Origin of the sequence: Dankookia rubra, assembly GCF_004355005.1 — a bacterium.
GTDB classification, from domain to species: domain Bacteria; phylum Pseudomonadota; class Alphaproteobacteria; order Acetobacterales; family Acetobacteraceae; genus Paracraurococcus; species Paracraurococcus ruber_A.
In genome coordinates this window covers 1-17,617 of sequence record NZ_SMSJ01000099.1, presented here as the reverse complement: position 1 = coordinate 17,617, position 17,617 = coordinate 1, and the positions used below count along the sequence as shown (strand labels likewise).

At 67.0% G+C, this 17,617-nt stretch carries 20 protein-coding genes and 1 pseudogene; 7 read left to right on the top strand and 14 right to left on the bottom strand.

Annotated elements, in window-relative coordinates; translation table 11 throughout:
* The first annotated feature begins 714 nt into the window (after window positions 1–714).
* The 4 genes from E2C06_RS31095 (at window position 715) to E2C06_RS31080 (ending at window position 3,579) form a co-directional block, all read left to right on the top strand.
* The gene (locus tag E2C06_RS31095) at window positions 715–1,278 is read left to right on the top strand and encodes a Crp/Fnr family transcriptional regulator (RefSeq protein WP_133292459.1); all 564 of its coding nucleotides are present in this window, start codon (window positions 715–717) and stop codon (window positions 1,276–1,278) included.
* Window positions 1,279–1,684: 406 nt separating this feature from the next.
* On the top strand, window positions 1,685–2,113 hold the full coding sequence (locus E2C06_RS31090; RefSeq protein ID WP_165982778.1) for a transposase: 429 nt from the start codon (window positions 1,685–1,687) through the stop codon (window positions 2,111–2,113).
* The gene (locus E2C06_RS31085; RefSeq protein WP_133292457.1) at window positions 2,113–3,021 is read left to right on the top strand and encodes an IS3 family transposase; all 909 of its coding nucleotides are present in this window, start codon (window positions 2,113–2,115) and stop codon (window positions 3,019–3,021) included. Before E2C06_RS31090 ends, E2C06_RS31085 begins: the two co-directional genes overlap by 1 nt.
* Before the next feature lie 348 nt (window positions 3,022–3,369).
* Window positions 3,370–3,579, top strand: a complete 210-nt coding sequence (locus tag E2C06_RS31080; protein WP_133292456.1) for a YhjD/YihY/BrkB family envelope integrity protein — start codon at window positions 3,370–3,372, stop codon at window positions 3,577–3,579.
* Window positions 3,580–4,532: 953 nt separating this feature from the next.
* Here the strand turns inward: E2C06_RS31080 and E2C06_RS31075 are convergent.
* The 7 genes from E2C06_RS31075 to E2C06_RS31045 form a co-directional block, all read right to left on the bottom strand.
* The gene (locus E2C06_RS31075) at window positions 4,533–4,922 is read right to left on the bottom strand and encodes a hypothetical protein (RefSeq protein ID WP_133292455.1); all 390 of its coding nucleotides are present in this window, start codon (window positions 4,920–4,922) and stop codon (window positions 4,533–4,535) included.
* A gap of 14 nt (window positions 4,923–4,936) precedes the next feature.
* The gene (locus E2C06_RS31070; RefSeq protein ID WP_133292454.1) at window positions 4,937–5,173 is read right to left on the bottom strand and encodes a hypothetical protein; all 237 of its coding nucleotides are present in this window, start codon (window positions 5,171–5,173) and stop codon (window positions 4,937–4,939) included.
* Between the two features lie 49 nt (window positions 5,174–5,222).
* Window positions 5,223–5,669 carry a DUF2283 domain-containing protein gene (locus E2C06_RS31065; RefSeq protein WP_241671550.1) on the bottom strand — a complete coding sequence of 149 codons (447 nt, stop codon included), beginning with the start codon at window positions 5,667–5,669 and terminating at the stop codon, window positions 5,223–5,225.
* Window positions 5,670–5,886: 217 nt separating this feature from the next.
* Window positions 5,887–6,318 carry a DUF2283 domain-containing protein gene (locus E2C06_RS31060; protein WP_133292453.1) on the bottom strand — a complete coding sequence of 144 codons (432 nt, stop codon included), beginning with the start codon at window positions 6,316–6,318 and terminating at the stop codon, window positions 5,887–5,889.
* 217 nt (window positions 6,319–6,535) lie between these two features.
* The gene (locus E2C06_RS31055) at window positions 6,536–7,042 is read right to left on the bottom strand and encodes a hypothetical protein (RefSeq protein WP_133292452.1); all 507 of its coding nucleotides are present in this window, start codon (window positions 7,040–7,042) and stop codon (window positions 6,536–6,538) included.
* Complete coding sequence (locus tag E2C06_RS40495; RefSeq protein ID WP_133292451.1) at window positions 7,039–7,335, bottom strand: hypothetical protein; 297 nt, start codon at window positions 7,333–7,335, stop codon at window positions 7,039–7,041. The genes E2C06_RS31055 and E2C06_RS40495 overlap by 4 nt, the downstream gene beginning before the upstream one ends.
* Window positions 7,332–8,015: a recombinase family protein gene (locus tag E2C06_RS31045; RefSeq protein ID WP_133292450.1), complete on the bottom strand. Its 684-nt coding sequence runs from the start codon at window positions 8,013–8,015 to the stop codon at window positions 7,332–7,334. Before E2C06_RS31045 ends, E2C06_RS40495 begins: the two co-directional genes overlap by 4 nt.
* A gap of 688 nt (window positions 8,016–8,703) precedes the next feature.
* On the opposite strand from E2C06_RS31045, the gene E2C06_RS38060 reads away from it, so the two are divergent.
* A complete protein-coding gene (locus E2C06_RS38060) occupies window positions 8,704–8,859 on the top strand; it encodes a hypothetical protein (RefSeq protein ID WP_165982777.1) in 156 nt (51 codons plus the stop codon).
* A 166-nt stretch (window positions 8,860–9,025) separates the two neighbouring features.
* Here E2C06_RS38060 and E2C06_RS39865 read toward each other — a convergent pair whose 3' ends face one another.
* The 5 genes and pseudogenes from E2C06_RS39865 to E2C06_RS40490 all read right to left on the bottom strand — a co-directional run bounded on the left by E2C06_RS39865 (window position 9,026) and on the right by E2C06_RS40490 (window position 12,665).
* Window positions 9,026–9,991 (bottom strand): IS5 family transposase, encoded by a 966-nt coding sequence (locus E2C06_RS39865; protein ID WP_241671551.1) that lies wholly within the window; start codon window positions 9,989–9,991, stop codon window positions 9,026–9,028.
* An 81-nt stretch (window positions 9,992–10,072) separates the two neighbouring features.
* A pseudogene (locus tag E2C06_RS39860) lies at window positions 10,073–10,687 on the bottom strand (Bug family tripartite tricarboxylate transporter substrate binding protein); the annotation flags it as partial.
* A gap of 92 nt (window positions 10,688–10,779) precedes the next feature.
* Window positions 10,780–11,826 carry a TauD/TfdA family dioxygenase gene (locus E2C06_RS31035; protein ID WP_133292448.1) on the bottom strand — a complete coding sequence of 349 codons (1,047 nt, stop codon included), beginning with the start codon at window positions 11,824–11,826 and terminating at the stop codon, window positions 10,780–10,782.
* Window positions 11,827–12,206: 380 nt separating this feature from the next.
* Window positions 12,207–12,494: a hypothetical protein gene (locus E2C06_RS31030; protein ID WP_133292447.1), complete on the bottom strand. Its 288-nt coding sequence runs from the start codon at window positions 12,492–12,494 to the stop codon at window positions 12,207–12,209.
* Window positions 12,495–12,542: 48 nt separating this feature from the next.
* Complete coding sequence (locus E2C06_RS40490; RefSeq protein ID WP_277751904.1) at window positions 12,543–12,665, bottom strand: hypothetical protein; 123 nt, start codon at window positions 12,663–12,665, stop codon at window positions 12,543–12,545.
* Between the two features lie 112 nt (window positions 12,666–12,777).
* Between E2C06_RS40490 and E2C06_RS31025 the strand changes: the two genes are divergently transcribed.
* Window positions 12,778–14,118, top strand: coding sequence for a carbon-nitrogen hydrolase family protein (locus tag E2C06_RS31025; protein ID WP_133292446.1), 1,341 nt, complete (start codon window positions 12,778–12,780; stop codon window positions 14,116–14,118).
* A 118-nt stretch (window positions 14,119–14,236) separates the two neighbouring features.
* A complete protein-coding gene (locus tag E2C06_RS31020; RefSeq protein WP_133292445.1) occupies window positions 14,237–14,833 on the top strand; it encodes a helix-turn-helix domain-containing protein in 597 nt (198 codons plus the stop codon).
* Window positions 14,834–14,934: 101 nt separating this feature from the next.
* On the opposite strand, the gene E2C06_RS31015 is transcribed toward E2C06_RS31020, so the two are convergent.
* Window positions 14,935–15,849, bottom strand: a complete 915-nt coding sequence (locus E2C06_RS31015) for a fumarylacetoacetate hydrolase family protein (RefSeq protein WP_165982776.1) — start codon at window positions 15,847–15,849, stop codon at window positions 14,935–14,937.
* Window positions 15,850–15,929: 80 nt separating this feature from the next.
* Window positions 15,930–17,021: a TRAP transporter substrate-binding protein gene (locus E2C06_RS31010; protein WP_133292443.1), complete on the bottom strand. Its 1,092-nt coding sequence runs from the start codon at window positions 17,019–17,021 to the stop codon at window positions 15,930–15,932.
* Between the last annotated feature and the right edge of the window lie 596 nt (window positions 17,022–17,617).

The following is a 17,617-nucleotide window of genomic DNA, read 5'->3' as shown; positions in this document are numbered from 1 at the left end:
CATCCTGCCGCCGGCCCCGAACCCGGCACCCACGACGCGCGGTCGCACAACCACAAAGCGAGCAAACCGGACGATGTCAGGCCGCCCGCTCAGCCTCATGAATTTTGCGGGTTAAAGGGCCTGCCGATCATCTCAACACCGGATGACAGCCAGGTGCCAGCGTAGTCAGCGATAAACAGCACTGGCCTCCGCAGAAAAAGCTCGCGCGTCACCTTGGTTACCGGTTCCTGGTCATGCCGTTCGGCAGCCTCTGCGCAATGTCCGTATTGCCAGGGTGCTCGCCCCTTTGGTCGCTGCGTCCGTCGAGACTGACCACGGCGACCTCCGGGCGGGCTGAATGGACGTTTCCTCCCCAGCCTTCTGCAAGACAAAGAACGCAGCAACTAGGCAATTCATGCCGACACCTCGTTGAGAGTGTCAGGAAGATGACACATGCCACTACGTTTTTGTGCGCCGCACAAGACTGCTCAAACATGAACGCTGCTAGCTCGGCGACGCTGTACATCACAGCAGTTAGTGGTGCTTGGTTGCCTTGATTGTTTCCTCCCTAAACTCGGCGGTGCCCGCGGGCACCGCCGTTCTTCTTGGTCTGAATGCTGGTCAGGTTTTTGGCGGCTGCCCGGACGCTGGGGCAGCGGTCGGACTTGGGCAGACGTCGAACGGGCAAATGGCGATGCGCCTGCTCAGGCTCACCCATTGAGCCAGGAACCCATCATGCCCTTCGGTGACCACGCCGCATTTATTTCTCGTAACCGCTTGCTCGCGGCTCTGTCGCCTGAAGACCTCGCCCGGATCTGGCCCAAGCTGAAAGCTGTCCCACTGCCATTGCGTACGGTCCTCTCTGCACCGGGCGAGCCGATCACGGCCGTCTACTTTCCCGAGACCGGCTATGTGTCCATGCTGGCCTATTTAGAGAAAGGCGGTGTCATCGAGGTCGGGGTTGTCGGCAACGAAGGCATTGTCGGGCTGCCGGCCTTGCTTGGGGATGATAGCGACGACTGCGAAGCCATGGTGCACAATTCGGGCACCGCCCTTCGCGTGGATGTAATGGCGTCTCGCACAGAACTCGACCGCACTCCCACTTTTCGCAATCTCCTGCTCCGCTCTGACCTGTTTCAGCATAAGCAGATGGTGTGCACGGCGGCCTGCAACAGGCGCCACCACATCAACCAAGGCCTCGCCCGCTGGCTGCTGATCGCGCACGACCGAGCCGAAGGTGGCCTGTCAGCGAGGACCGACGAGTTCCTCCCCATCATGCTTGGCGTGCGCCACGCATGAATTGGAACCGCGACAGACACTTTCACCCGTGGCGTCGTGAGAGCGGGGCGATCGGCCATGCCGCCACTCTAATGCCAAGCCAATTAGGCAGGGCGCTTTGCGGCGTCGCGCCGGAGCCGGGGGCACGTTGGGAGTTATCAGAAACTGTCACCTGCGCTGCGTGTCAGCATCGGATCAATTTCGAGACCCGTGCCGAGTGGACACCGGCGGCAATCACCCTGCTCTGACCCAGCGGTCGCGCCGGTAGGCTCGCACGGGAAGTGCGGTCAGTCTGTGAGATACCGCTCGTGGTGATCGTGCCTCTCCTCGCTTTACATTTCGAGGTCGAGAGGTCAGCGGCTGAGCTGCACCCGGTTTCTCTGGACAGCACTTTGTCCCAGGTGAAACCGGAACGATGATGAGCGGCATGAACGAGATCGAAGATCGAAAAACGGGTGATGGGCCTGTGGTCAGCGAGGGCGGGCGCAGCCCGTTCACGCTGTCCACAGGTCATGCAGCCTCGGTTGCGCTTGGTGCACCCACCGTTGAGCCACTCGGCCCCGGCCAGCGCTGGAGCGCCGGGCGCAAGCGTGCCGTCGTGCTGCGGCTCCTGGCGGGCGACAGCGTCGAGCTGCTGTCGCGCGAACTGGGGCTGCCGGTCTTCAAGCTCGAGCAATGGCGGCAGAAGGCCGAGGCCGCGCTGGACAGCGCCCTGAAGGAGCGTGAAGCGAACGCCGCCGAGGACGGCCAACTCGCCGCGGCGCTCCGCCGCGTCGGCGAGCTCAGCATGGAGAACGAGTTGCTGCGCTCGCGGATCGAGCGTCCCGGCCCTTTGGGTCGGAGGCGGTCACGGTGATGGCGGCGAGCCTCTCGCCCACAACCAAGCGCCGCTATGGCGTGGCCCGGGTCTGCCGGGCCTGGCGGGTGCCGCGCTCCAGCTACTACGCAGCCCAGACCGCGGCAGCTGCCACGCCGGAACCCGGCCCAGCCCTCCGCCGCGGGCCGCAGCCCGCCATCGCCGACGCGGCATTGCTGGCCGCGATCCGCGCCGACCTGGCGCGCTCCCCCTGGACCGGCGAGGGTCATCGCAAGGTCTGGGCACGGCTGCGCACGCAGGACGGCATCCGGGTCGCCCGCAAGCGGGTCCTGCGGCTGATGCGCGAGCACCACCTGCTCTCACCGCACCGGGCCCGGACCCGGCCGGAGGCGCAGCACGACCGCCGGATCACCACCGACGCGCCAAACGTCATGTGGGCGATCGACGCCACCCAGGTCACCACCGTCCAGGACGGCAAGGTCTGGCTGTTCGGCGTCGTGGAGCACTGGAATGCCGAGATGCTGGGCTGGCACGTCTCCAGGCGCGGCACCCGCCACGAGGCGATCCAGGCGCTCGGCATGGCGGTGCGCCAGCAGTTCGGCCATCTCAGCCGCGACGTCGCCCGTAGCCTGGCGCTCCGCCACGATCACGGCAGCAACTTCATGGCCGACGACTTCCAGCGCCAGATGCGCTTCTGGGGCGTGTCGCCGAGCTACGCCTTCGTGGCCGAGCCGGAAACCAACGGCTGCATCGAGCGGCTGTTCCGCACCTTGAAAGAGCAGGCCATCCACGGCTGCATCTTCCAGACCATCGACGACGTACGTGCCGCCGTCCGCGCCTTCGTCGCCTGCTACAATGCCGAATGGCTGATCGAGAAGAACAGCCATCGCAGCCCTGCCGACATGCGTGCCGATTGGCTAGAGGAGACCCTCAGGCGCGCCGCGTAGTCCAACCAGTTGTCCAGGACACCGGGTGCGGTACAGAGAGGTCAGCGGCATCCTTTCCGAGAGGGGGCAAACTAGAATTATATTCTTATAATTAATCACCCGACTGCGTTTCCCGCATCCACCCTGCCTCGTCGGGCTTCCCGGCCCGCGTCTCGGGGCACCGCCGCTCGCTTTCCCGCGTGGCCGGCGGGGGCGACTTAGGGGCCTAGGGATGCGCCTGCCGCTCGAGGCAGAGGTGCTCTCGCATTAGGCCGAGAATGTTTCGCAACGTCATGATTAGCATCCTGACTGTGGCCGCCGCCTCCGGGTGGTTGTCCCGGTCCATCTTCTCGATGATGACGATCTGCAGTGACAATCGGGATTCTGACACTGCTATTCGCGGCGATCTATAAGGTGCTGCCGGATCGCAAGCTCGCTTGGCGCGACGTCTTCATCGGGGTTTTCACGATCGCCATTCTCTTCACCATCGGCAAGACTCTGATTGCGGTCTACATCGGAAAGAGCGATATCGCGGCTGGCTTCGGTGGTGCGAGCGCGATCATCATAGTGCTGGTATAGATGTACTACTCAGCGCTGATTTTCCTGGCCGGAGCTGAGTTCACCCGGGCCTGGGCCAACCTCAAGGGAAGCAAACAAGCGGTACCTGTTCCGGCAAAGCCGGTCGATGCGGTGCTTGCTACGGATCCCAAGCAGCGCAGGTTGCAGCATCGACCCGCGGCGGCGCCAGGGTACGCACCCAATGCCATCCTACAGCTTCTTGTTGCCCTACTTTCCGTATGTCGTCACCGGCGTAGTACAGGGCATGGTGGAGCGGCGATCGCGGGCGGCACGCAACCGACCGTCATAACGACGAAGATGGTTTTGACGTCCACGCTATGCAGGACCGTCCAGCGCTGACCGACCCACCGCCCAGGGTTCTAGCCCCTCATTTTCCAGCCGGGGAGGTGGCCTTGCAGGGCCACCTCCCCTTCGCGTCGCCTGTCGCCGCGTTGCTCACAATCCAAGCCATTAGTCGGCCCAGCAGGTGTGCAACCACCCGCCGGGCCAATCTATGTTTAGGCACTCAGTCCGCATTGGGATAGCAGGTTTTTTCGTGCAGCCTTTTCAGAATCGAAGCGGCGGATACTCAGTATCCGGACTATACACCGCTCCGGTGTAAGCCGGTTGTACTGTGTCCTCGTGTCCAAAACTGCAACGCCGCGCCCTGGACTGCGAATCGGCCCCGGAAATCCGGCTTTTGGCCCGGTTTTCGCCCTTTCCGGACGAATGCGCGCCTGGGGTCAGGTCGGGTCACATGCACCGCGGATTACGCGGGTCCGGGTCGGGCCCAGGGTCCTTCATGCCGGCGATGGCCAGGACCTCCGCCTGGGACATTGGCCGCCCGCGCGCTACCGCCGCGTCCATGGCCACGATTAGGACCAAATCCCCATCCTCGCCCACCAGGATGGACATGGGCGGGGTTGTCCGGAACCGCGTCCAGTAGCGGTCCATGGCGTCGCCTCGGGCCAGGGTCATCCCGGGTTCCCCTTTGGCGATGGACCGATAAGGGCGCCGGACGGGGACATGTTCAAGCGCTCGCCCAGGGTCTTTGTTGTCCAGGGCTGCCCGTGCTCTACCGCCTCCAGCAGCACGTCCAACAGGTCCGCATGGCCCAAGAAGGTCCAGACTGGGGCGCCCTTGCCGAAGCGGACCAGATAGGCGTCCTCCGCTTCCTGCAGTGTGAGCATGCGAGGCGCGCGCGCGGTCATAGGAAACTTAAGGCGCAACGCTTTAGACCGAACTTGTTCGTCCTGGGCCCTCAACCGCGCCGCCATAGCTCGCGCACGGATGGCCACAGCTTCGATGCGGGTTTCCACCGATGCAGCGCGCGAAGCCCATGCGCGTGCCACGGTATCTGCCATCTGTTCCCGGGTTCTCATGCGGCACCGCCGGCGGTGCGCGCTTCCTCCATCCGCAGGCGTTCGCGCATGGTGTCCAGGGTGTCCTCCAGTGTCACCAACAGGCGTTGCGCCACCTCCGCCGCGTGCGGATGATTGTCGGTGATCATCTCCCGCAGGATTTCGGTCTGTCGGGCGCATCGGGCTTCGCTCTCCGCTACATGGCGCTGCGCCATCTCCAGCGGTGTTTCAGGTTGTCCTGCCGAGTCGGTCATGCTGCGACCTCCGCTTCCTGCGGTGAAAGCGCGTGTGGGCGGCACGTTGTCATAGGTTTACCCCCTTGGGCGGCAGCGAGTAGCCCAAGGCACGCATGATGCCCCACCATCCCAGCGGCTGGCCTAGGGCTACCGCCCGGTTCAGCACCGCAACCGCCACCGGCAGGTCCACTGTCCCCAGCTTGGCGCAATAGGGCACCCCTTGGTCCACAAAGGTGCGGCTGTACCGCTGCACCGCGTCATCAAACGCAGACTCGTATGGCGCTGGGTAGGACCCGCCGGCCGGAGTGGTGCGCCCCCTGTCCAGCAGCTTGGCCACACCTAGGATTTCTACTGCGACGATGCGGCCAAACTGGTCGTGGTCCACCGTCAGACCGGGCGCGATTTCGACTGAGTCGATGTACTGCGCATCGGCCGGTGCAAAACGGACCGCGATGACGTCCGCTTCCTGGTCATAGGTGGCACCCACCCGGGCGCGCGGCTTGCCTTGGGTCATGGCCCGCTCCAGCGTCCGTAACGTGGGCTGAGCCCCTTCGCCAAGGCTTCAGCGGTCAGCCGCTTCCCGGCCTCCACCGCCTCCAACAGCAAATCCAGGCAGCGTGGATTGTCCTGGTAAGAGGACACCCCCAGTGCATCCTCTCCGAACCTCTCCCGATACGCGCGCCTTGCCGTCTCCAGGCGTCGTTCGCGACGGGCGTGGTTTGCGGCTGTGGTCATGCGGACGGCGACGGGTGGCCCAGCGCGGCCATGATCTGCCACCAGCCCAGTGGCCGCTTTTTCGTCACCGCGTGGCGCAGCATTGCCGTGGCCACTGCCACTTCCTCGGCGTCTTCTACGTCGCGAAGGAAGGGCGCGTGCTCTCCGTTGAAGGCGACCACGTAGGCTTCCAACGCTGCGCGGAGTTCGTCCGGTCTACCGGCATATGGCGCAAGGTGTGACCCGTCCGGCGGCGGTGTGCGGCCGGTGGCCAGCAGGTCCCGCACGCCTAGGATTTCCACGCCCACCACCCGGTTGTGCGCGTCGTAGTCCAGGGTCAGTCCAGGAGCGACCTCGGCGCTGTCCCCGGGCTTCGCGCCATCAGGGCGGAAGTAGATGCCGATGGCATCCGACTCTGGGTCATAGGTGGCACGGGGGTCCGTGGTCATGGCCTGCTCCAGCGCCCGTTGTCAGGGCCCAGCCCCTTCGCCACAGCTTCAGTAGTCAGTGGCTCCCCAGCCTCCACTGCATCCATCAGCAAGTCGGGGAGGCGTGGGTTGTGCAGATTGGCGGGCATCACCGGCGCATCCGCGCCGAACCTCTCCCGATACGCGCGCCTTGCCGCCTCTAGGCGTCGTCCCCGGCGGGCGTGATCCCCGGCCGTGTTCATGTCGCACCGTCCACCAGATACTTCTGAACCAGGGCCAATAGGCGTTGGTCACCGGCACTGGCGATTAATCCGGCCGCGGAAAAGGCCTGGAAAGCCGTCACTGCTTCCGCCGCGCTGTCCTGAACCGTATCCAGGTCCGCCTGCGACAAAGCCTTACCCTGCCGCTGCTGTGTCAGGACCAGAATTTGCGCGGCCCGGAAGGCCAGGACCGCCCGTCGCAGGCGGTCCGTGGCCACAAGTTGGTCCCGGGGCGATGCAGTCATGCCGTGCCCCCCACTGCCGCTGGCCCGCGCTTCCTCAGCCCGCAGGTGATCGCGCGAGGTGGTCAGGACACGTTGCAGCGCCTCCAGCACTTCCTTCGCCGCCTTGGCCTCTGCAAGGTGATTGCCGGCAATCAACTTCCGGACGATTTCGGCGTGCCTGGCGCACCGCGTTTCGCCCTCCGCCACATGGCGTCGGGCCATCTCCAGGGTCGTCTCGGGCTGTCCCATGGGATCGGTCATTGGCCGAGCCCTTCCCCGGGGCGGCTCTGGTCCTCCAGGTCATCCAGCCGGATGTGGGCGCGCAGGGCGCGGGAAACTGCTTCCTCTACCCGGTTGCCCAGCAGGGCGTGTTCCTGGGCCAGCGCGCGCACCTCGCCCTCCACCGCCCCCAGGCGGCGCTCCACCCGGTCCAGCGCCGCCAACAACTGCCGGCCCTGGGCCGCATGGGCGTCCATCATGTCCGCCACCGCCTGGGTCAGGCGATTCACCCGCTCCAGGGTCAGGTCCGCCACAGACTTGCTGGTGACGCTCATGCTGCGGCCTCCGCAGGCTGGGCAGCTTCCCGGGCCACCCGTTGGATAACGTCCAGGGACAGCCGCGCCCCGTGCTCCGCTTCCAGGGCGGCCTGGACGGTCCGGAGCGGGGCGCCACCCGCCCGCATTTCTACGGCCCGGCGGATGACCACCTGCTGGTCTAGGATGGGCTCTAGGGCCCCGTCCCGGCCCACCCGGAAGCCATAAGGCAGCTTGCCGCCCAGGTAGCGGCCCCGCAGACGCTGGTCCCGCTTGGTCTGGGTCACGCGCTCCCGGATGCGGTCCCGCTCCGCCTCCGCAAAGGCGGCCGCAATGGTCAGGAACAGCTTGGACAGGCCGTTCGTGGAAATGTCCCCGCCCAGGTCCAGCAGGACCAGGGACACACCGCGCCCCTTTAGGTCCTCCACCGCCTGGAGCGCGTCCAGGGCGGAGCGGAACAGCCGGTCCAGCTTGCTGGCCACCAGGGTGTCCCCGCGCCCTAGCCGTGCCCATAACCGGCCACCTTCCGGGCGGTCCTGCAGGGGTACGCTACCGGACACACCCCGTTCCACGAACACCGCGTCCAGCGGCTGGCCCTGCATAAGGGCCCAGCCCTCCAGGTGCCGGCGCTGGACCTCCAGGCTCTCGCCTTCCGCGGCCTGTGCCGCCGTGCTCACCCGGCAGTACCCGTACACCGGCATGTTGGCTTGTCCGCTTGTGTCCAGACAACCTATCCGTGTCGTCTCGCTATAACAAGCAAACGCGTGAGCAAAATAGGACAAAAACAGGCGCCCAGTGCCATGCTCCCGGCCACCGGGTGGTAACCACCCAAGGGTCCGGCCGGTGGCTTTCCGGTCATCATGTGGCGGCCGTCCGGTCACCGCATGTCCGCCGGACGGAAGGCAGGGACGGCGTGGCGGATCGCTGGATGGATTACGAGGAAGCCGGCGCCCTATTCGGCCTTTCCGCTGAAGCCATCCGGAAGCGCGCACGACACTTGGGTTGGGACGCGCGCCCGCCCAACGAGGCCGGGGGCAAGGTCCAGGTCCGCGTCCCAGAGGGAGCGGAGTTGCACCCACCCAAGCGCGAGGTGCGGCCATCGCCCGGTGACCGGACGGACGAACTGCGGGCGGAGGTCCACCGGCGCGAGGTGGCGGAGGCCCAGGTAGCAGAACTGCGCCAACAGGTAGGGCAGTGGAAGGACCGGGCGGAACGGGCGGAGGCGGAGGCAAGCGCGGCACAGACAGCAGCGGCCCAGGCGGGAGAGGTGGCCACAGCAGCCCGGGAGCGGACCGCCCGAGCGGAAGGGGAGTTGGCCGGGCTCCGGGAAGCTGCAGAACAGGGATGGGTGGCCCGGCTGGTGCGGACCTTCCAAGGCCGGCGCCAGCCATGACAGCGGGGCACTGGTGGGGCCTGACCATGGCACTGGGCGCGCTGTCCCTGGCCTCTCTCAGTCTCACCACCTCCGGCCCCACCGCGTGGTCCGCACGCGTCACAGCACTGTCCATGCTGGCCACCGCGGCCCTGCTGCTGGCCATGCCGTGACGGAAGTGGAGGCCCGAGACTTGCTGCGGAAGGCCGATGGCGCCGGCGGTCTCGGGCTGGAAGCCTGGGCCGCGGACCAGCCCTGGACGGTGACGCCCACAGGGTGGGAGCATCTTGTTGCACGAATCAGCGGCTTGGACGCATTTGTCCCTGCCCGCGATCGGGATCATGCGATGCGGACGTATTCCGGCCGCCCAAGCTCAAGCATTCGGTTCAGCACGTTGGTGGCGATGGCTACGTCCGTCGTTTGGCGCCCATCCGTTTGCGAGCGCAACCCGTCGCCGATAACGCGCTTCCACCGGGAGATATCAGCCTCTACCAGGGCGCGCCAGTTGTAGCCCGACGCGCGCTGCCAGCCCATGCGGCCGCGCTCGGCAATACATCGCAGGTGCGCGTCCCGCTGCGTCGGCGCAGTTTCGACACTGTCGCTCGGCACCGCACTCGCGCGCGGCGGGACGACGACAGTGGCACCGGGGTGCCGCGCCGCGACCGCAGCATAAACATCGTCCCGATCGTAGGCACCGTCGTCGACAAAGGCCGCAACCGCGCCATCGACCCGGTCGAGCAAGGGACCGACCTGCGAGCCGTCATCGGCATCCCTGTTGGTCAGCACCGAGGCGACGATCTGGCCCGTGTCAGCGTCCGTGGTGAGGTGGAGCATTCGCCAGGCCCGGCGCCGCTTGCTGCTATGCTTCTCCTCCAGCCACCCACCGGGACCGCGTAGCTGCATACCCGTGCTGTCCACCAGCAGGTGCACCGGCGCGCACCCGCAGCGCGGTCGCGCCACCTCCAGCGTCTCGCCCCGACGGCTCAGGGTCGAGTGGTCCGGCACCGCGAGGTCGAGACCGAGCAGCTGCAGAATGGAGCCGATCAAGCCCTCAGTCTGGCGCAGCGCTAGGCGGAACACCGCCCGCAGCGTCAAGGCGGTCGTGATCGCCAGCGCGGAATAGGTGGGCTGCCCGCCTCGGCCAGTACGTGGCTCGGCCTTCCAGGCCTTGATTGCCTCCGGCGTGAACCAGACGGTCAGGCTGCCGCGGGCGCGTAGGCCAGCATCATACTCGGCCCAGTTGGTCACCCGGTGCTTCTGCTTGGGAATATGGTGGCGCCGACCGGCGTTCGCTTTGAAGGGCAAAAGGGCGGTCCCTGGAGGGTGGAGGGGAGCACGCCCCGGCCTCATCCTACCCGATGCGCCCCAAGCCGCCGACCGCTGCAACAAGGTGACCTCGGGCAGCAGAGGCGCCCTGGCGAGGCTCGTCACCCCCAGCGCCCGCAGCGCGCCGCCCGACAGGTGCGGCGCAACCAGCACCAGATTCTCGATGGTGAAGGCAAACTCGCCGGCGATGACGGCCAGGACCGCCGGCGCGCTACCGGGGTAGTGGACTGGCGCCGCCGGAAAGCCCGCCGCCTGGCGGAATGCCTCCTGCGCCAGCAATTGGGGCGATCCGACACCCGGTGTCGGGTACAGCACCTCCCGCCCATCGGCCTTGAGGGCGGCCACCAGCCCGGCCACGTCGCGGTGCGGCGAGGTACCGCGGACCACCAGCACCAGCGGCGTCGCATTCAGCAGGGTGATCGGGATGAGGTCGGTCAGCGGGTCGTAGCCCAGCTGAGGCTCCGTGATGGGGGAGATGGCGAGCGGCCCGGTGCTGCCGACCAGCACGGTATGCGCGTCGCCCCGCGCCCGCGTCACCAGCAGGGTGCCCACATTGCCGCCCGCGCCCGGCCGGTTCTCCACCACCAAGGGCTGTCCCAGTCGCCGCCCCATGGGTTCGGCGATCAGCCGCGCCAGCTGGTCGAGGATGCCGCCGGGCGCGAAGGGCACCACCATGCGGATGGGCCGTTGCGGCACCCAGGTTTGCGCTCGCGCCCGTGCCGCCGCCGGGATCGCCAGGCCAGCGACTAGGACCGCGCGGCGGGAAGTCATGCAGGCTCCAGCGTGAAGCGCAGCACGGTGTCCTGCACGACGATGCCGCCGCGATTGCCCGGTGTGATGTCGCCGTAGCGCTGGGCGAAGACGGGCGGCAGGTCGCGCGCCTGCTTCGGCGACAGCCAGAGCCGCAGCAGGTGCCGCCGCTTCTCCGGCTCGGGCCAGTCCTCGAAGTCGGTGCGGCTGTGAAGGATCTGGTGGTTGTGGATGAACTGCATGTCGCCGGGCTGGAAATCCATCTGGAGCGAGAGCTCGGAGGCCAGCGCGTCGAGCCGGTCGAGCGCCGCGTGCTCGATGGCGGAGAGCCGCCGTGCCTCCGGGAAGTTCACCTGCGCCGAGCGGATGTACTGGCCCGAATAGATCGTGCTCAGCCGGCCCGCATGCCAGTTGAAGACCGGGATCTCGAACCAGGGCAGCATGCCGGGCGGCACTTCGCCGCGCCGGTCGGTCGGCATCGGGTTGTACAGGGCCCGGCACAGGTCGGGCGTCTCGGCCAGCATCCGGTCGTGCAGCGCGACGGAGGAGACGATGCGGGAGCCGCCCCCCGCCCTGGCCGTCTTCAGGCAGAGCAGGCCGACAACGTCACAGCTGTCGGTGTGGAATTCCAGTTCCTTGTTGGTCTGGTAGTAGCGGACCTTCGGGTTACGGATATCGAAGCCCAGGTCATTCACATGGCCCAGCAGGTGCCCGCGCGCATTCTGCGAGCGGAACCCGCCGAGATGCGAGCCGATGCCGAGATAGGCGATGGCGGCATCCTCGACCGACCGCGCCGACACGTCGAAGCCCCGCATCAGCACGAAGCCGCGGCCCTCCAGCAGGTCATCGAGGACCTTGGAAAGTCGTCGTGCAAGTGTGGGTAGCCGAAAGGTCTCCGGTGTGATCTCGCCCATGGCTCGACCGGCGCGGTGATGTGCCTCAATCGCGGCGTCGATCTCGGTCAGTTCGGCGGGAGTGAAGGCGACGATCCAGTCCAATTGGGTCGCCATGTCCTCGCCGACCCAGGCGGCAGAACCACCGATCGGCCCTGTGGTGAGAGGCATGGCAGCGCTTCCGTGTTCCCTGAGGGGAGCTTTGAACGTCCGAGCACCAGTGTCCAGCGGCATAGAGCCGACAGATCACGCGAGTAGCCCCGAGCGGGTTTTGGCGTTGTGGACGCCTTGGTGCACGCTGAGCAGCCGCACAGGAGATTGGCAACACCGGAGTGCCTGCGACCCCCTTGCACGATGGCAGCGGCGAGGGAATGCCATGCTGCTCAGCGGCGCGGTGTCTTATGCCAGCCTGGAAGTCGCCGTGAAACGAGCATTGCGGGAGACGGGTACCTGACGAGCTGCTTCATTAAGCCGCGGGATCGCGGCCCTGGCGGCCCGCAGCACCGGAGGGCGATCCGAGCGACGAGTTCCGATTTCGGCTTCGCCGATAGTCAGGCAGGCTGCCGGTTCCTCCGGCGGAGCAGATAGAGGTCGCCATAGGCGTCGAGGAACCGCTCCACGAGGCCCTGGTCATCCCGCGGCGGCGGCGCGACGTCCAACCAACGGGCCATGGCCTGCGCGGCCAGCCACTTCGCCGCGGCAAGGTCGTCGTGCGGCATTGCGCTGCCGCCGAACCGCCGCTCAGTCACGAGCCGGAGCGCGGCCCATCCCTCCTCGTCGGTGAGATCGTCGAGCCGGAACCGGCGGCCGAGGCCATAGACGATGCCGTCCTCGGTCATCGCCCGGCCAAGCCGCCGATCGAGCCGGACCAGGGGCGCACTCCACACTCAGGATAGGCCGCTGCGCCGCCGCAACCCGGGTGCGAAGCCGAACAGGGCAAGCGGGCCGCCGCAGTCCAGCACCGTCCAGCGGTCCATCCAGGCCGTCGGCCTGACCTCGACCAGGTCCATCACGCCCTCCGCCGTCGTTCCAGCGACCATGAACATAACTAGAACAGATTGTGGTGGTGTCCAGGGGTCGCGATGGGCACACTGCTCACCGCACTGACATGGGGCCGCTGGCATGAACCGCGATGACTGGCTCGCGCGCGCCCGCGCCATCGCCGGCCGGCATGCGCAGGCGCAGCCAGAGGTGCGGGCCGGGCATGGACTGCGGCCCGGCATCGAGCGCTTGTTGCTGGCCGAACTACACGCGCTGGTCTGCGCCGCCCCGCTGCCCCTGCTGGACGCGTTCCGGCACTGCCCGGAGGAGGCCCTGGCCGCCCGCGTGGAGCCGCGCATCGACGCGCTCTGGGAGGAGCGGTTTGGCTGGGCGCCGGAGGAGGGCGACGATCCGGCGAACTGGCTCATGGCCGCCATCTTGCAGGTCCGCGCACTCGACCAGGCCCTGGCCCAGGGGCTGTCGGATACGGGCCTCGGGCCGCGGCTGGATCCGCGGCAGTGGGCGGTGCCGGAGCACCGGGCCTATGTGGTCCCGCGCAGCCCCTGGCGCCTGGACGGCTCCGTGCCGAAGCGCGGCGAGCCCTACAGCCGCCGTGGCCTGCGGCACCACACCGTGCTGCCGATGGAGGTCGGCGGCCTCCGGGTCAGGCCCGTCCACCTGCCGACCAGCCCCCTGCCGGGCGGGCGCCTGGCCCTCGGCGCTGCGCTGTTCCGCCAGCCCGCGCTGCAGCTGCGGGCGGTCGAGAACGGCCCGCATGGGCCGGGCTTCCTGGCCGAGGCATTCACCGCGGCCGAGATGGAGGCGACCATCGCGCGGCAGGCGGCGGCCGCCTTCGCCGATGGCTGCTTCGCCGCCGTCTGGCCCGAGCTGACCATGCCGCCCGAGGCCCGGCAGGTACTCGCCCGCCACCTGGCCTTCGAGGCGCTGCGGCACGGCCCGGACCGGCCGCTCCGCTTGGTCGTCGCGGGGTCCTGGCACGAGCCGCGGGAGAAAGGCGGCTGGAGCAACCTGGCCCGCGTCCTCGGCCGTACCGGCGAGGTGCTGTGCTCCTATGCCAAGTTCGCCGCCTTCCATGACGAGACCTGGGGCGAGGAAGCCATTGTCCGCGGCAACGAGCTGCCGGTCCTCGTCACCGGCGACCTCGTGGTCGGCCTCGCCATCTGCAAGGACTTCTGCGACCGTGCGGTCGCCTCGCCCTTCGCCGAACTGCCGGTCGATCTGATCCTCGTCCCCTCCATGGGGCGCGCCTCGACCCTCGCCGGGCACCTCGCCAATTCCGAGGACCTTCGGCTGCGCACCGGGACGATCGTCTTCGTCGTCCAGCAGCTGCCCGTGACAACGGCCGACCCGGCGCAGGCTGGCGAGGAGATCCTGGGCCACGTCCTGCTCTCCCGCCGGAAAGCCATGCCGGTGCCGCAGGCGAGCACCTGGGCGGTCCACGTGGCTTCACGGGTGGCCTGATCGACGCCCTTCATCCCGGACGGCGACGCGACCGGCGCCGCCAGTCGTGAGCGTATGCCTGCGCGCTGGACAGCGTACTGAAACGTTGTAAAATGTCCAGATCGGATGGAGGGGCGTGATGGCACCGCAGGCAGCTGGCTTGAACTCCATTGCCCGCGCGGAAGCATCCCCCGCGCAGGCGCGCGAGACCCTGCTGGCCGTCCTCGGTCAGCCCTCGGAGGAGCTGCTCCAGGATGCCTACCTCGCGCTCCGCGCCTTCGCCTGGAAGGCGCTGGACCAGCGGCGACGCGATCCCGAGTTGCGAGAGTGGGACGACCTCCTCTGCGCCGCTGCCACCCTCATGGCCCAGCAGGGTCAGCCCGCCCTTGGCGAGCGCCTCACCGCCCTGCACGAGTTGCTCAGCGAATCCGTCGCCGTCAGCGAAACCCTCGCCGCCCAGGATATCACCCGCCGGCAGCACGTGGCCGAGGTGCTGGACTTCCTGGCCAGCAAGGGCGGCCAAGCCAACCGCAGCGCTATCGGCGCGCAGCTCTCGCTCGGCCAAGCGAATCTCACCCGGGTGCTCAACCTCATGCTGGCCGCCGGCCTCATTGAGCGGACCACCTTGGGCAAGGAAGCCGTCTTCAACCTGTCGCGCAATGGGCTGGACACCCAGCACGCCCGCCTCACTGGCCTACGCCGCACCGGCTCGCCACCACGCGTCGCCAGCGCCTGACCTGACAGTTACGACCCAAGCGCTTTCGGTTCCAAGCGGAGAGGGGACGTCGGCTACAAACCGTATTCCAGCTGCGCAGATTATATGAGTTTGGTGCCGGATCAGGCAGGCGCGATCTGGTTCAGCAAGCTCCCGAGCCGATCGATGCGCAACTCGACGAGGTCGCCCGGCTTCAGGGAGCGTCCCAGATCCATGGCCGAACCGCCCGGGTACGACCCGGATGTGACCACCTGGCCCGGCAGTACCGTCTGACCCCGTGACAGGTAGGCGAGCAATTCCGCGAAGCTCCACTCCATCTTGGCCGTATTGTAGGTCGACCACTCCTCGTTGTTCACGTGTAGCGACATGCGCAGGCCGCGCGGGTTACCGACCTCGTCGGCGGTGACCAGCCAGGGGCCGAGGATGTTACCAGCGTCCTGGTCCTTACCTTTGGTGGGCCCCAGGCCGAACGCCATCTCGCGCTTCTGGATGTCGCGGACGCTGACATCGTTGAAGATGCAATAGCCGGCAATGGCGGATGCGGCCTCCTCCGGTGTCAGGTCCTTGCCGCCGAGGCCGACTATCGCCGCCATCTCGCATTCAACGTCAAGCGCGGCGGCGTAGCCCGGCAACTGCAACGGCGTGCCTGGGCCAGCCACGGCGTCAGGATTGGCCTTGTAGTATGGGCGGATCTCGCTTCCCGGCTCCGGCCACTTCAGGGCGAAGCCCTTGGCTGCGGCTTCCTCGATATGCGCCTTCCAGGTGACAAAGCAGGCGATACCGGGCGGCCGCGGCACGGGCGCCAGCAGGGTGATCGCATCGGGTTCATGCAGCAGCGTCTGACCGTCGGCGGTGGCAGTGGTCCCAGCACCGAGCACCGCCTCAGCCGCCTCCGCCAGCCATTCCATGGCCAACGGCCCGGTGCCGAGGAACGCCAGCATGTCAGGCGGTACTTCCGCTGCCGCGATCCGCTGCGCGGCCGTGGCCGGCAGGCGTCGCTCCAGGAAGGCGGCGCGCGCCGCTGTGGCATCGAGCATACCCTGTGGCGTTGCTAGCCCGATGCGGCGCAGCGGCCCGAGGGGCGTGGCGACAGCGAAGCTGCACAGACGCATGGCGGCTACCAGTTCTGCCGGGAGGCCTGGATCATCAGCGCATCGTAGCTGAAATCGGAAATCTGCCACCAGGGTAGGCTTTGGCCCCTGAAGGCAATCAGGTGGTCGTGCAGCCGTTTGAAGTTCTGATGCTTGTCAGAGAGTTCGGCGTAGAGGTCGCGCGCCGCCTTGTAGCTCGCCTGCAGGACGTCGGGCGGGAAGCTGCGCAACTGGGTTCCACCCGCCACCAGCCGGCGCAGCGCCGGCGGATTGAGCACATCGTACTTGGCCTGCATGTCGGTGGCCGCCGCCATCGCGGCGGTCTTGACCACGTTCTGCCACCGCTCCGGCAAGGCACGCCATTTGTCCAGGTTGATGAAGAAGCTCAGCGCCGAGTTACCTTCCCAAAAAGACGGGTAATAATAGTACGGCGCGATGCGAGCGAAGCCGAGCTTCTCGTCATCCGCCGGGCCGACCCATTCCACCGCATCCAGCGTGCCGCGCTCCAGCGCGGTATAAGTGTCGCCGGCGGCAAGCTGCTGCGGCACCAGGCCAAGGCGCTGCAGGGCGGTGCCAGCAAGCCCGCCGATACGCATCTTGAGCCCTTGGAGATCAGCGACGCTTCGCACTTCCTTGCGGAACCACCCCCCCATCTGCGTGCCGGTGTTGCCGGCAGGCAAATGAAACATATTGAACGTGGCGAAGAACTCGTTCAGCAGGTCGATACCGCCGCCCTGATAGAACCATGCGTTCGCCTGGCGGGAGTTCAAGCCGAACGGAATGCCGGTGCCGAAGGCGAAAGCTGGATCCTTTCCCATGTAGAAGTAGGAGCCGGTATGCCCCATCTCGACCGTGCCCTGCTGCACGCCGTCGACGATCTGCAAGGGCGGGATGATCTCCCCCGCCGCAAAGACCTGCACGCGGAACCGCCCGTCGCTGGCATCGGTGATGGCGCGAGAGAAAAAATCGCAAGCGCCGTAAAGCGTCTCCAGCGAGCGCGGGTAGCTTGACTGCAGCCGCCAACTCACCTGTGGTGGTGTCTGGGCCAGGGCGGGCGCGGTAAGAGCCGTCGTGACAAGGCCGCCTGTGGTGAACCGCAGGAAGTTGCCGCGCTTCATCCTTACTCTCCCCTTGCCGGCGGCCTCATTCATCATGGCGCCTGGAAAATAAACTGAGGCAACCGGCGCGGCGGGTCAACTTTGCCAGACGCTTTCATCTGTCTGCATTGGGTCGAGCGCGGCTCGATAGTGGCTCCGGGCGGAAAGCAACTGTAGAAGGTTTGGCGTTCGCATGTCTGCTCCACCTCGTCAGCAAAGGTAAAAAGAGCCCGCCTGGGCTCACACTCGTCGGCGAGGTCTAGTCGCAAGCGGTCGTCCGTTTCCCGGAGAAGCATCGAGCGCTGCTATGGTGCCCAGCGGGTCCAGGCTTACAGCGCGCATCGCGCAGTCTGGACCACGGCACGCTGTAGTCCTCTGCTTTTAGAGCTGAGTCACGCTGCCGGTCCGTCCACCCGTCCGCGTATACTCTAGCGCGCGCTGCCTTATCATGGAGGTGTGGCTTTGGAGTCCTTGCTTGTCGCGTCCTCTCTCGGCGCCGGGTGCCTCCTAGCCCGGATCATGCACCGGGTCGGTCCAACGCGGGCCAACGCCAAACGGGTGGCCGATCCGAAGAATTTATTGCATAAAACTCTGCAAATTCGGCATTTGCGATGTTT